Here is a 13,799-nt window from a genome sequence, read left to right as displayed (position 1 = left end):
GGCCATGCGGCATGGCCGCCCTTGCCAAGACGAGCGTGTAGATGAATCGATTGCGTCGCCTGTTGGTTATCGGCTGGTTGTGCCTGCCCTTGATCGCCTTGGCACGGCCGGAAGTGCCGCCAACGGTGATGCTGGAGCCTGCCCAGCAGCAATGGCTCGAAAGCCATCGCAGCCTGCGCGTCGGCCTGGTGCTGCAGGCGCCCTATGCCCAGTTCGACCGGCGCTTGCAGCAACTGTACGGGGCCAATGTGGAACTGGTGAACAGCCTGGCGCAAGCGCTGCGCCTGGACCTTACCTGGCGCAACTTCAGCGACCAGGCCAGCCTCGAACATGCCCTGCAGGCGGGGGAGATCGATTTCGCCCCCGGCCTTACCCAGACACCGGCCAGCCTGCGACTGTGGTTGTTCAGCGACCCGTACATGCGCGTGCCGCAACTGGTGGTGGGGCCACGCACCGGAGCCATGGCCGTGGAGCTGGAAAAGCTCGAAACCGAGCAGCGTGTGGTGGTGCGCATGCCCAGCCAGCTGGCGGACTACTTGCGTGGCAACTACAGCAACCTCAACCTGCAGGGGGTGCCCGACGAGCGTGAGGCCCTGCAACTGGTGGTGGGCGGCCAGGCCAGTTTCGCGGTGCTGGATGAAGCCCAACTCAGCCGCCTGTCGCGCGAGAGCGAGTTCAGTGAGCTGGCGGTGGTCGGCGATATCGGCCTGCCGCAACTGCTGCGCATCGGTTCGCGGCGTGACTGGCCGCTACTGGCCGATGTACTCGAGCGCGGCCTGCAGGCGCTGCCGGCCAAGGAACTGGAACAACTGCACCAGCGTTGGCTGCAGCCGAAGTACCCGCGCCTGAGCGACTCGACCGGCTTCTGGCGGAACCTGGCGTTGCTGTGCGGCATGCTGCTGTTGTGCGCCCTGGCCACCCTGGTGTGGCAGCGTCGGCAGCAGCGCCAGCTGGAGCGTAGCCTGCTGGCGACGCGCGAAAGCCTGGTGGAGCGGCAAGTGCGCGAAGAAGCGCTGCGCCTGAGCCAGTTCGCCATCGACCAGAGCACGGTGGGCATCCTCTGGGTCAACTGGGACAGCCACGTGCGCTACGCCAACCACGCCGCCGAGCGCATGCTGGGCTACGGCGAAGGCGAGTTGCTGGAGCGGCCGTTGAGCGACTTCGAGCCGAGCCTGAGCATGGACCGCTGGCTGGAACTGTGGAAGAGGGCGCGCACCGGGGCCGGCGGCGTCGCCCAGTTCGAAACGCAGTGCCGACGAGCCGACCACAGCCTGCTGCCGGTGGAGCTGTCGCTGAGTTTTCTGCGTTTTCGTGACGCCGAATACCTGGTGGTCTACCTCGCCGATGTTACCGAGCGCCACCGCGCCCTGGCCGCCCTGCGTGAAAGCGAGGCGCGGCTCAAGGGCATTGCCGGCAACGTGCCGGGGCTGGTATTCCGCCTGGAACGCGACCCGGCCGAGGGCGACCTGGAATTCCCCTACATCAGCGAGGGCAGCGAGGCCTTGGTGGGCTATGCGCCCAGCGAGATCCAGCACCCGCAGATGGGCTTGCGCAACCTGGTCCACCCCGAGGACCGTGCCGATTACCACCGGGTGCAGGACCTGGCCCTGGCCAGCGACCAGGACTGGTCCTGGCAGGGGCGCATCCTGACCCGCCAGGGCGAACAGCGCTGGGCCGACATCAAGGCCAGTACCCGGCGCCTGGCCAACGGCCAGGTAGTGTGGGACGGCGTGGTATGGGACATCACCCAGGGCAAGCGGGCGGAGCTGGAGCTGGCCAAATCCCAGGAGCAGTTGCGCGAGCTGTCGGCCCACCTGGAGAGCGTGCGTGAGGAAGAAAAGGCCCGTATCGCCCGGGAAGTGCACGATGAACTGGGGCAGATGCTGACCGTGCTCAAGCTGGAGGTGTCGATGTGCGAGCTGGCCTTTGCCGAGCTGGACCCGGGCCTGAACGAGCGCCTGGGCAGCATGAAGCGCCTGATCGCCCAGTTGTTCCAACTGGTGCGTGATGTGGCCACCGCCTTGCGCCCGCCGATCCTGGATGCCGGCATCGCCTCGGCCATCGAATGGCAGGCGCGGCGCTTCGAGGCGCGCACGCAAATCCCCTGCCTGGTACAAGTACCGGATAATCTGCCAGCATTGAGCGATGCCAAGGCCACCGGGCTGTTTCGTATCTTGCAGGAGGCGCTGACCAACGTGATGCGCCATGCCCAGGCGCACAGCGTGGAGATTGAACTGGTGCATGAGGATGGGCAATTGCGCATGACCGTCAGCGATGATGGCCAGGGCTTTTGCCGCGACCAGCCCCGGCCCACCTCGTTCGGCCTGGTGGGGGTGCGCGAGCGGGTGCTGATGTTGGGCGGCAGCATGCTGTTGGACAGTGAGCCGGGCGAAGGCACCAGCCTGAGCGTGGCCATTCCGTTGGAGTAGGAGAGCGATCGTGATTCGAGTGCTGGTGGCCGAAGACCACACCATTGTCCGTGAAGGCATCAAGCAATTGATTGGCCTGGCCAAGGACATGCAGGTGGTAGGGGAGGCCGGTAATGGCGAGCAGTTGCTGGAAACCTTGCGCCATACGCCATGCGAGGTGGTGCTGCTGGATATCTCGATGCCGGGCGTGAACGGCCTGGAGGCGATCCCGCGGATCCGCGCGTTGCACGATGCCCCGGCGATCCTGATGCTGTCGATGCACGATGAGGCGCAGATGGCGGCGCGGGCGCTGAAGGCCGGTGCTGCCGGCTATGCCACCAAGGACAGCGACCCGGCGCTGTTGCTGACCGCGATTCGCCGGGTTGCAGGCGGCGGGCGCTACATCGACCCGGCGCTGGCCGACCGCATGGTGTTCGAAGTGGGCCTGACCGAGTCGCGGCCGTTGCACACGTTGCTATCGGAGCGCGAGTTCTCGGTGTTCGAGCGCCTGGCCCAGGGCGCCAACGTCAACGACATCGCCCAGCAGCTGGCGCTGTCGAGCAAGACCATCAGCACCCACAAGGCGCGCCTGATGCAGAAGCTGAAGGTGAACTCGCTGGCGGAACTGGTGAAGTATGCCATGGAGCACAAGTTGCTCTGATTGCGACATAGGTGATCCAGAGGCAGTCGCGGTCCTTGTGGGAGCGGGCGTGCCCGCGAAAGGGCCTGGCCTGCTGAACACTGTGGTTGAACCGGCCTCTTCGCGGGCATGCCCGCTCCCACAGGTTCAGAGGGTGGGTTGGGTGAGCATTCCAATCCCGCCATCGTTGTAGGGGAATCCCTACAACAAATCTTCCATCCGGATGATGGCATTCTCTCAGCACCCCCGATTTCCCGGCGCTGGCCGCTTGTCTAGTCTTTGCCTACGCAGTCATCCAACAAGAAGGTGCAGGCATGAGCGAGGCGAAGTCGAACGCTGCAACCAGCGAAACGCTGGTCAGCTTCCGTGGTGTGCAGAAGAGCTACGACGGCGAGTCGCTGATCGTCAAAGACCTCAACCTGGATATCCGCAAGGGCGAGTTCCTCACCTTGCTTGGCCCGTCCGGCTCGGGCAAGACCACCAGCCTGATGATGCTGGCCGGCTTCGAAACCCCCACCGCTGGTGAGATCCAGCTGGCCGGGCGCTCTATCAACAATGTGCCGCCACACAAACGCGACATCGGCATGGTGTTCCAGAACTACGCGCTGTTCCCGCACATGACCGTGGCCGAGAACCTGGCGTTCCCGCTGACTGTGCGCAACCTGAGCAAGACCGATATCAGCGAGCGGGTCAAGCGCGTGCTGAACATGGTCCAGCTCGATGCCTTCGCCAAGCGCTACCCCGGCCAGCTGTCCGGTGGCCAGCAGCAGCGCGTGGCCCTGGCCCGGGCGCTGGTGTTCGAGCCGCAGCTGGTGCTGATGGACGAACCGCTCGGCGCGTTGGACAAGCAACTGCGTGAACACATGCAGATGGAGATCAAGCACATCCACCAGCGCCTGGGTGTGACCGTGGTGTACGTGACCCATGACCAGGGCGAGGCGTTGACCATGTCCGACCGCGTGGCGGTGTTCCACCAGGGCGAGATCCAGCAGATCGCCGACCCGCGCACGCTGTATGAAGAGCCTTGCAATACCTTCGTCGCCAACTTCATCGGCGAGAACAACCGCATCAACGGCACCCTGCTGGCCAGCGATGGTAAACGCTGCCAGGTGCAGCTGGCGCGCGGTGAGCGGGTCGAGGCGCTGGCGGTGAATGTCGGCCAGGCCGGCGAGCCGGTAACCCTGTCGATCCGCCCCGAGCGCGTACGCCTGAATGGCCATAGCGAAAGCTGCGTCAACCGCTTCTCTGGGCGGGTGGCCGAATTCATTTATCTGGGCGACCACGTGCGGGTGCGCCTGGAGGTTTGCGGCAAGGGCGACTTCTTCGTGAAACAGCCGATTGCCGAGCTCGACCCGGCCCTGGCCGTGGGCGATGTGGTACCGCTGGGCTGGGAGGTGGAGCACGCCCGCGCGCTCGATCCGATTGCCGAAGCCCATTGATGGATTGCTTCACCAACCCTGTACTGTGGAGAGAATAATAATGCGCAAGCAGTTGAAACTGACCGCCCTGGCCCTGGGGCTGTTCGCCGCTGGCCAGGCCATGGCCGCAGACCTCACCGTGGTCTCGTTCGGCGGCGCCAACAAGGCGGCCCAGGTCAAGGCGTTCTACGATCCGTGGGAAAAGGCCGGCAAGGGCAAGATCATCGCTGGCGAGTACAACGGTGAGATGGCCAAGGTCAAAGCCATGGTCGACACCAAGAGCGTCTCGTGGAACCTGGTGGAAGTCGAGTCGCCCGAACTGGCCCGCGGTTGTGACGAGGGCATGTTCGAAGAGCTCGACCCGGCGCTGTTCGGCAACGAGGCCGATTACGTGCCGGGTGCTATCCAGCCATGCGGCGTGGGCTTCTTCGTCTGGTCCACGGTGTTGGCCTACAACGCCGACAAGCTGAAGAGCGCACCGACCAGCTGGGCCGATTTCTGGGACACCAAGAAATTCCCGGGCAAGCGCGGCCTGCGCAAGGGCGCCAAGTACACCCTTGAATTCGCCCTGATGGCCGACGGCGTGGCGCCGAAGGATGTGTATCAGGTACTGGGCACCAAGGAGGGTGTGGATCGCGCCTTCAAGAAACTCGACGAGCTCAAGCCGAGCATCCAGTGGTGGGAAGCCGGCGCCCAGCCGCCACAGTACCTGGCCTCGGGTGACGTGGTCATGAGCTCGGCCTACAACGGCCGCATCGCCGCGGTGCAGAAAGAGAGCAACCTCAAGGTGGTATGGAACGGTGGCATCTACGACTTCGATGCCTGGGCCATTCCGAAAGGCGCCAAGGATGCCGACGAAGCGAAGAAATTCATCGCCTTCAGCGTGCAGCCCGAGCAGCAGAAGACCTACTCCGAGAACATTGCCTATGGCCCGGCCAACTCCAAGGCTGTAAGCCTGCTGTCGGACGAGGTGAAGAAGGACATGCCGACCACGCCTGAGAACATCGCCAACCAGGTGCAGATCGACGTGGCCTTCTGGGCCGACAACAGCGAGCAGCTGGAGCAACGCTTCAACGCCTGGGCGGCGAAGAAGTAAGCGGCCAGCAGCGTAAGGGGGCCGCTTCGCGGCCCATCGCCGGCAAGCCAGCTCCCACAGGGATCGCGTCATCCCCGAGGTCTGTGCACCACCCGGGTGGCTGTCACAGGGATCAGATGTCCCGAGGTTGTGCAGTACCTGGTGGGTGCAGGTGCCACAGGGATTAGAAAGCCTGAAGCCAGCGCAGTACCTGTGGGAGCTGGCTTGCCGGCGATGGGCTGCGCCGCAGCCCCATTTTCAGTTCGTATCGCGGAGTTCGCCATGGCCATTGCAGTGCCCCTCAAAGAAGGCGCAGGTCCAAGTCTCAAGCAGCGCCTCAAGCACGCCGAGCGGGTCAACCGCTGGAAGGCGCAGGCGTTGATCGCGCCGCTGGCGCTGTTTCTTTTGCTGGTGTTCCTGGTGCCGATCGCGGCGCTGTTGTACAAGAGCGTCGGCAACCCGGAAGTGGTCGGTGGCCTGCCGCGCACGGTCGAGGTCATCAGCCAGTGGGATGGCAAGAGCCTGCCGGGCGAAGATGTGTACAAGGCCCTGAGCCAAGACCTGGCCGAATCGCGCAAGAACCAGACCCTGGGCGACCTGTCCAAGCGCCTGAACATGGAGCTGGCCGGCTACCGCAGCCTGCTGTCCAAGACCGCACGCGCGCTGCCGTTCAAGAGCGAACCCGCTTCCTATAAGGATGCCCTGCAGACCCTCGACGAGCGTTGGGGCGACCCGGCCTATTGGCAGGCGATCCGCCGCAACACCAGCACGGTGACCTCGTTCTACCTGCTGGCATCGCTCGATCACCGCATCGACGACCTTGGCGAACTGGCCAAGGCCACCCCGGACCAGGCCATTTACCTGGACATCTTTGCCCGCACCCTGTGGATGGGTGTGGTGATTACCGCTATCTGCCTGGTGCTGGCCTACCCGCTGGCCTACCTGCTGGCCAACCTGCCGACCCGGCAGAGCAACTTGCTGATGATCCTGGTGCTGCTGCCGTTCTGGACTTCGATCCTGGTGCGGGTGGCGGCGTGGATCGTGCTGTTGCAGTCGGGCGGGCTGATCAACAGTGCATTGATGGCCATCGGCATCATCGATCAACCGTTGGAACTGGTGTTCAACCGCACCGGTGTATACATCTCCATGGTCCATATCCTGTTGCCGTTCATGATCCTACCGTTGTACAGCGTGATGAAGGGCATTTCACCCAGCTACATGCGTGCGGCGATCTCGCTGGGTTGCCATCCATTCGCCAGCTTCTGGCGGGTGTACTTCCCGCAGACCTATGCCGGCGTGGGTGCAGGCTGCCTGCTGGTGTTCATCATCTCGATCGGCTACTACATCACCCCGGCGCTGCTCGGCAGCCCGAACGACCAGATGGTCAGCTACTTCGTTGCCTTCTATACCAACACCAGCATCAACTGGGGCATGGCCACTGCGCTGGGCGGGCTGTTGCTGCTGGCGACCGTAGTGTTGTACCTGATCTATAGCTGGCTGGTCGGCGCCAGCCGCCTGCGCCTGAGCTGAGGAGCCTTGCCATGCTGAGTCCTTACATGTCACCCGTGGAGCGGGCCTGGTTCTACACGCTGCGAATCTTCTGTGGCCTGGTCCTGCTGTTCCTGGTATTGCCGGTGCTGGTGATCGTGCCGTTGTCGTTCAACAGCGGCAGTTTCCTGGTTTACCCGCTGCAAGGGTTCTCATTGCAGTGGTACGAGGACTTCTTCGCATCTGCCGAATGGATGCGTTCGTTGAAGAACAGCATCATCGTCGCTCCGGCGGCCACCGTGCTGGCCATGGTGTTCGGCACCCTGGCCGCCATCGGCCTGACCCGCAGCGACTTCCCCGGCAAGTCGCTGGTGATGGCCCTGGTGATTTCGCCGATGGTGGTGCCGGTGGTGATCATTGGCGTGGCCAGCTACCTGTTCTTTGCCCCGCTGGGCATGGGCAACAGCTTCATCTCGCTGATTCTGGTGCATGCGGTGCTGGGTGTGCCGTTCGTCATCATTACCGTGTCGGCGACCCTGCAGGGCTTCAACTACAACCTGGTACGGGCGGCTGCCAGCCTGGGTGCTTCGCCGCTGCTGACCTTCCGCCGGGTGACCCTGCCGCTGATCGCGCCCGGGGTGATTTCGGGGGCACTGTTCGCCTTTGCCACCTCGTTCGACGAAGTGGTGGTCACGCTGTTCCTGGCCGGGCCGGAACAAGCCACCCTGCCGCGGCAGATGTTCAGTGGTATTCGCGAGAACCTGAGCCCGACCATTGCCGCGGCGGCGACCTTGCTGATTGCCTTCTCGGTGGTATTGCTGCTGACCCTGGAGTGGTTGCGCGGGCGTAGCGAGAAGCTGAGAACCCAGCAGCCTGCCTGATGATGGGTTGCCTGTACCGGCCTCTTCGCGGCTAAAGCCCGCTCCTACAACGACAGCGCAGGATTCAGGCCGTGCGCAAACCGTTGTAGGAGCGGGCTTTGCCCGCGAAGAGGCCTGCACAGGTTGAAACAACCGCTCGACACCAATTGATACCAATCAGCCCTCATCCCTTTCCCTGAGTTACAATGCGCGCCACCGTGATTCTGCCAACAGGTGCGCCATGCAGCCCTACGCTATTGCCCCCTCCATTCTCTCCGCCGATTTCGCTCGCTTGGGCGAGGACGTCGACAAGGTCTTGGCGGCGGGTGCCGACATCGTCCACTTCGATGTCATGGACAACCACTACGTCCCCAACCTGACCATCGGCCCGATGGTCTGCACCGCACTGCGCAAGTATGGCGTCACCGCGCCGATCGACGTGCACCTGATGGTCAGCCCGGTCGACCGCATCATTGGCGACTTCATCGAAGCCGGCGCCACCTACATCACCTTCCACCCGGAAGCCTCGCAGCATATCGATCGCTCGCTGCAACTGATCAAGGACGGCGGTTGCAAGGCCGGCCTGGTGTTCAATCCGGCCACCAGCCTGGATGCCCTGAAGTACGTGATGGATAAGGTCGACATGGTGCTGCTGATGAGCGTCAACCCAGGCTTCGGCGGGCAGAAGTTCATCCCTGGTACCCTCGACAAGCTGCGCGAGGCACGTGCATTGATCGACGCCAGTGGCCGTGATATCCGCCTGGAAATCGACGGTGGCGTCAACGTCAACAACATTCGCGAGATCGCTGCCGCTGGTGCCGACACCTTCGTGGCCGGCTCGGCGATCTTCAACGCCCCGGACTACCAGGAAGTCATCGCCAAGATGCGCGCCGAACTGGCCCAGGCCCGCCCATGAGCGGCTTCGAGCAGCTGTTCCCGGGGGCGCTGCCCAGGCTGGTGATGTTCGATCTGGACGGTACCCTGATCGATTCCGTGCCAGACCTGGCCGCCGCCGTGGACCGCATGCTGCTCGAACTGGGGCGCCCGCCCGTTGGCCTGGAGGCAGTACGCCACTGGGTCGGCAACGGCGCCCAGGTGCTGGTGCGCCGGGCGCTGGCGGGCGGCATAGACCACGCTGCCGTGGACGATGCGCTGGCCGAGCAGGCGCTGGCGCTGTTCATGGACGCCTATGCCGAAAGCCATGAGCTGACCGTGGTCTACCCGGGTGTACGGGACACCTTGCGCTGGCTGCGCAAGCAGGGCGTGGAGATGGCCCTGATCACCAACAAGCCCGAGCGCTTCGTCGGCCCGTTGCTGGACCAGATGAAGATCGGCAATTACTTCCGCTGGATCATCGGTGGCGACACCCTGCCACAGAAAAAGCCCGACCCAGCGGCGCTGCTGTTCGTCATGCAGATGGCCGGCGTCACCCCGCAACAGGCGTTGTTCGTCGGTGATTCACGCAGTGACGTGTTGGCGGCCAAGGCGGCAGGTGTGCAGTGCGTGGGCCTGACCTACGGCTACAACCATGGCCGGCCGATCAACGATGAATCGCCCAGCCTGGTAATCGACGACCTGCGCGCGTTGTTGCCCGGTTGCGCAGACCCGGCCACTGGGATAACGTTGGCGGACCTTCAAGCCTCACAAGACAGAGAGTCCAACGTGGCGGTTACCGGCAAATTCTGGATGAAAGTCATCAAGGCCCTGGCCCGTTGGCGTTGGCGCGCCTGACTTCTGCCTGCCGGCGCGTGCCGGCCCGTCCGTTTGCCTGACCTATTGCTGCTTGCCACGAGGCTACCCATGACCCGCGAAGAATTCCTGCGCCTGGCCGCTGCCGGCTACAACCGCATTCCCTTGGCCTGCGAAACCCTGGCCGACTTCGACACGCCGCTGTCGATCTACCTGAAACTGGCCGACCAGCCCAACTCGTACCTGCTCGAATCGGTACAGGGCGGCGAGAAGTGGGGCCGTTACTCGATGATCGGCCTACCGTCGCGCACCGTGATGCGTGTGCATGGCTACCACGTCAGCATCCTGCAGGATGGGGTCGAGGTGGAGCGCCATGATGTCGAAGACCCGCTGGCCTTCGTCGAAACCTTCAAGGACCGTTACAAGGTCGCCGACATCCCCGGCCTGCCACGCTTCAACGGTGGCCTGGTGGGCTATTTCGGCTATGACTGCGTGCGCTATGTGGAAAAGCGCCTGGGTGCCAGCCCCAACCCGGACCCGCTGGGTGTGCCGGACATCCTGCTGATGGTGTCCGATGCGGTGGTGGTGTTCGACAACCTGGCGGGCAAGATGCACGCCATCGTGCTGGTCGACCCGGCGCAAGAGCAGGCTTTCGAACAGGGCCAGGCACGCCTGCAAGGGCTGCTGGAAACCTTGCGCCAGCCGATCACCCCGCGCCGTGGCCTGGACCTGAGCGGCCCGCTGGCTGCCGAGCCGGAATTCCGCTCCAGCTATACCCGCGAGGATTACGAGAACGCCGTCGGCCGCATCAAGGAGTACATCCTGGCCGGTGATTGCATGCAGGTGGTGCCGTCGCAGCGCATGTCGATCGACTTCAAGGCCGCGCCCATCGACCTGTACCGTGCACTGCGCTGTTTCAACCCGACGCCGTACATGTACTTCTTCAACTTTGGCGACTTCCACGTGGTCGGTAGCTCGCCCGAAGTACTGGTGCGGGTCGAGGACAACCTGGTCACCGTGCGCCCGATTGCCGGCACCCGCCCGCGTGGCGCCACCGAAGAGGCCGACCGCGCGCTGGAAGACGACCTGCTGTCGGACGACAAGGAGATCGCCGAGCACCTGATGCTGATCGACCTGGGCCGCAACGATGTGGGCCGGGTGTCCTCGACCGGCAGCGTGCGCCTGACCGAGAAGATGGTGATCGAGCGTTATTCCAACGTCATGCACATCGTCTCCAACGTCACCGGCCAGCTGCGTGAAGGGCTGACGGCGATGGATGCACTGCGGGCGATCCTGCCGGCCGGTACGCTTTCCGGGGCGCCGAAGATTCGCGCGATGGAGATCATCGACGAGCTGGAGCCGGTCAAGCGTGGGGTTTACGGAGGTGCCGTGGGCTACTTCGCCTGGAACGGCAACATGGATACCGCGATTGCCATTCGTACGGCGGTGATCAAGGACGGTGAGCTGCATGTGCAGGCCGGTGGCGGCATTGTTGCCGACTCGGTGCCGGCGCTGGAGTGGGAAGAAACCATCAACAAGCGCCGGGCGATGTTCCGTGCGGTGGCGTTGGCTGAGCAGACTTCCGCCAAGTAAATCGCGGGCCTCTGGGGCTGCTTTGCAGCCCATCGCGACACAAGGCCGCTCCCACAGGGGATTGGCGTGGGAGCAACTGTCTTGTATTGCCTGGACTGGCCTCATCGCCGGCAAGCCAGCTCCCACAGGCATGTCACAAAGGCCTGAAGCCTGTGGTACTCCTGTGGGAGCTGGCTCCCACTGGCATGTCGCACAAAGGCCTGAAGCCTGTGGTACTCCTGTGGGAGCTGGCTCCCACTGGCATGTCGCACAAAGGCCTGAAGCCTGTGGTACTCCTGTGGGGGCTGGCTCCCACTGGCATGTCACACAAAGGCCTGAAGCCTGTGGTCCTGTGGGAGCTGGCTTGCCGGCGATAGGGCCGGTACAGGCTGGCTCAGAAATCCAGGCTAATTCCCAGGCTCACCCCCTGCTGCGTCAACTCATCACTCTTGCGCCAGTTGTAGTTCCCGCGCAAATGCACCCCCGCCACCACTTCATGGCTCACCCCCAGGCTCGCCCGGGTCAGGTCGCTGTGTGGCGTATACCCGGTCAGGGTGAAGTCATTTGCCGGCAAGCTGGTCAGGTGCATGGTCACATCCTGCTGGTCATCCTCGAACTCATACTCCTGCGCCACCTCGGCGAACAATCGGGTGCTCGGCAGCACCTGCACGCTGCCCAGCAACCCCACGCCCAGGCGGCGTGAAGTGCGCTCCTGGTCATCGAAGCCCAGCGCCGTCGAGCGCCCGCTCTTCTCGTCGTAGCCATCCACCTTGACCCGCGCATAGTCGGCACTGATGAATGGCGCCACCTGCCAGGTGCTGCTATCGGCCGCCAGGTTGTAACCCAGCCGTGCGGACATTGCCCAGGCCTCGCCATCGGTGTCGCCCTTTTCGCTGCGCTCGCCTGCACCGAGGGCGAAGGTGCGCTTGAGGTCGCTGTAGTCCAGGTGCCCGGCGGTCAGCGCCGCATCGGCCCACCAGCGGTCCTGGCGGTATTGGGCGAAGGCGCTGGCCAGGTAGTTGTCCAGCTTGTAGTCCGAGTCTTGCTGGCCGGCTTCCAGTTTCTGTCGGTATATGCCGCCAGCCAGGCCCACGCGCCAGGCGTCGTTCAGGCGATAGCTGCCGCCCAGGGTCAGGTTGTAGCCGTGGCCATCGCCGCTGGCTGCGCTGCGCTGGCCGTCGAAGTCCAGGTCCTGGGCGCCGCTGGCGACGAAGGCTTGCCACTGGCCCACCGCCTGCCAGGGTGTCTGCCACTGGTTGCGCAATTCATCCTGGTGGGCGCGCAGGCTGGCGTGGGCCATTTCCGGGAGCAGGGTCAGTTCCCAGGGGGCGGCGATGATCGAATAGGCGTAGTCGGCAATCAGTTGCTGGCCAGCGATGGTCGGGTGCACCGAGTCGTTGAACAGCAGCTTGGTCGGGTCTGGCGTGGCGCCGTTGATGCCGTATACCGGGTTTTCCACGCAGCTTTCGCCGCTGTAGCAGGTACCGACCAGGTTCTGGTCAGTGGCCAGGCCGAACTGGCCGGGGCTGGCCAATGCCTCGCTCAGTAGTACGGGGATGTTCAACGGAATGATCTCGGCATCGATCTGCCCCAACTGGCTGAGCAGCGACTGGTTGAACGCGCCGGACAGCAATGACAGGGGGTTTTGTTGCGGCGTGCCGCTGAAGTTCGGTGTTTGGCCGAGGTCGGGTAGCAGCCAGACCATGATGTAGCGGGCGCCACCCTGCTGCAGGGCCTGGGCGCTGGCAGCCAGGCGGGCTCCGGCGGCCAGGGCGTCGGCCGGGCTGTTGACCAGGCCTTGAAGGAAGTCGTTGCCGCCGCCAGTCAGGTAGTACAGCGCGTTAGGGTCGGCGCGCAGGCCGTTGGCCAGGTAGCCCGGCTTTTCTCGCAGTACCAGCCCGGCATTGGAGTTGCCTGGCGGGATGACGGTCTTGGATGTATTGGTGATCGAATCCAGGATCTGCTGGGTGGTGTAGCCGCCCACTGCCCAGTTGTTGCCGTCGGGCTGAATGCCCACCGAGGTAGATGGGTTCAGCTCGTTTGGGGCTACGCCCAGCCGCCCGCCAAGGATCATCGGCGACACCGGTGCAAAGTTGCCGTTGGCATCACGGTTGGTGAACCTTGCCCCAGGGGTGCCGCCTGTCAGGTCGGGAAATTGCCCGGCATCGGCGAGGCTATCGCCAAACACGATCAGCGTGGAGTAGGGCGACGGTGCGGCGAACGCCTGGCTGCAGGCGAGGGCCAATGAGGCGAGGGTAAAGCGCAATAGCGGAGCTTTTCGCATCAGGGAACATCCTTTTCTTTGTTTTTATAAGGACAACCCGATCGACCTTAGCAAATCGCAGGGCATCCCTTCCAAGTCCATTCGTTTCCCAGTGTTTACGGGCATATTGCGCCCGCCGCGCCGGTAGGCTACTGTGCCGGGACGTATGAGCGAGACCTATCCTGTGTTGATCGTCAGCAAACTCTTGATGCGCGTAATCAAGGCCCACGCCCGTTGGCGTTGGCGCGCCTGACTTTATCCCCTGCCGGCCCGCCCGGCCCGCCCCCGTTTGCCTTCCCGTTTACCGCCCTTTGTGGCAAAGCCACGCCTGCGGCTGGTACAGGAAGGTTCGAATTCTGAAGTCAGTAGATTCAAGAGGTTTAACC

General features: G+C 63.9%; 10 protein-coding genes. 9 read left to right on the top strand and 1 reads right to left on the bottom strand.

Going from position 1 to position 13,799, the window contains the following annotated elements; all coding sequences use genetic code 11:
• The first annotated feature begins 41 nt into the window (after positions 1-41).
• The 9 genes from TZ03_RS05080 to trpE all read left to right on the top strand — a co-directional run bounded on the left by TZ03_RS05080 (position 42) and on the right by trpE (position 11,171).
• Entirely contained in the window at positions 42-2,429 is a 2,388-nt protein-coding gene (locus tag TZ03_RS05080) for a PAS domain S-box protein (RefSeq protein WP_051096156.1), read from the top strand.
• 7 nt (positions 2,430-2,436) lie between these two features.
• Positions 2,437-3,069 carry a response regulator transcription factor gene (locus TZ03_RS05075; RefSeq protein WP_177328436.1) on the top strand — a complete coding sequence of 211 codons (633 nt, stop codon included), beginning with the start codon at positions 2,437-2,439 and terminating at the stop codon, positions 3,067-3,069.
• Between the two features lie 293 nt (positions 3,070-3,362).
• Positions 3,363-4,487, top strand: a complete 1,125-nt coding sequence (locus tag TZ03_RS05070) for an ABC transporter ATP-binding protein (RefSeq protein WP_051096152.1) — start codon at positions 3,363-3,365, stop codon at positions 4,485-4,487.
• A gap of 40 nt (positions 4,488-4,527) precedes the next feature.
• Complete coding sequence (locus TZ03_RS05065) at positions 4,528-5,562, top strand: ABC transporter substrate-binding protein (protein WP_051096150.1); 1,035 nt, start codon at positions 4,528-4,530, stop codon at positions 5,560-5,562.
• 261 nt (positions 5,563-5,823) lie between these two features.
• Entirely contained in the window at positions 5,824-7,071 is a 1,248-nt protein-coding gene (locus TZ03_RS05060; RefSeq protein ID WP_051096148.1) for an ABC transporter permease, read from the top strand.
• An 11-nt stretch (positions 7,072-7,082) separates the two neighbouring features.
• Entirely contained in the window at positions 7,083-7,910 is an 828-nt protein-coding gene (locus TZ03_RS05055; RefSeq protein ID WP_051096147.1) for an ABC transporter permease, read from the top strand.
• Positions 7,911-8,130: 220 nt separating this feature from the next.
• Positions 8,131-8,805, top strand: a complete 675-nt coding sequence (gene rpe / locus TZ03_RS05050; protein WP_027917448.1) for a ribulose-phosphate 3-epimerase — start codon at positions 8,131-8,133, stop codon at positions 8,803-8,805.
• The gene (locus TZ03_RS05045) at positions 8,802-9,620 is read left to right on the top strand and encodes a phosphoglycolate phosphatase (protein ID WP_051096146.1); all 819 of its coding nucleotides are present in this window, start codon (positions 8,802-8,804) and stop codon (positions 9,618-9,620) included. The genes rpe and TZ03_RS05045 overlap by 4 nt, the downstream gene beginning before the upstream one ends.
• Before the next feature lie 69 nt (positions 9,621-9,689).
• Positions 9,690-11,171 carry an anthranilate synthase component I gene (gene trpE, locus TZ03_RS05040; protein WP_051096145.1) on the top strand — a complete coding sequence of 494 codons (1,482 nt, stop codon included), beginning with the start codon at positions 9,690-9,692 and terminating at the stop codon, positions 11,169-11,171.
• A 373-nt stretch (positions 11,172-11,544) separates the two neighbouring features.
• Here trpE and estP read toward each other — a convergent pair whose 3' ends face one another.
• Positions 11,545-13,434, bottom strand: coding sequence for an esterase EstP (estP, locus tag TZ03_RS05035; RefSeq protein WP_051096144.1), 1,890 nt, complete (start codon positions 13,432-13,434; stop codon positions 11,545-11,547).
• Positions 13,435-13,799 lie beyond the last annotated feature (365 nt).

The sequence above is a fragment of the Pseudomonas sp. 10-1B genome (assembly GCF_000935045.1).
In the GTDB taxonomy this organism is placed as follows: Bacteria; Pseudomonadota; Gammaproteobacteria; order Pseudomonadales; family Pseudomonadaceae; genus Aquipseudomonas.
Note: the sequence above shows the minus strand (reverse complement) of the source record. Positions and strands in the feature narration are given on the sequence as shown.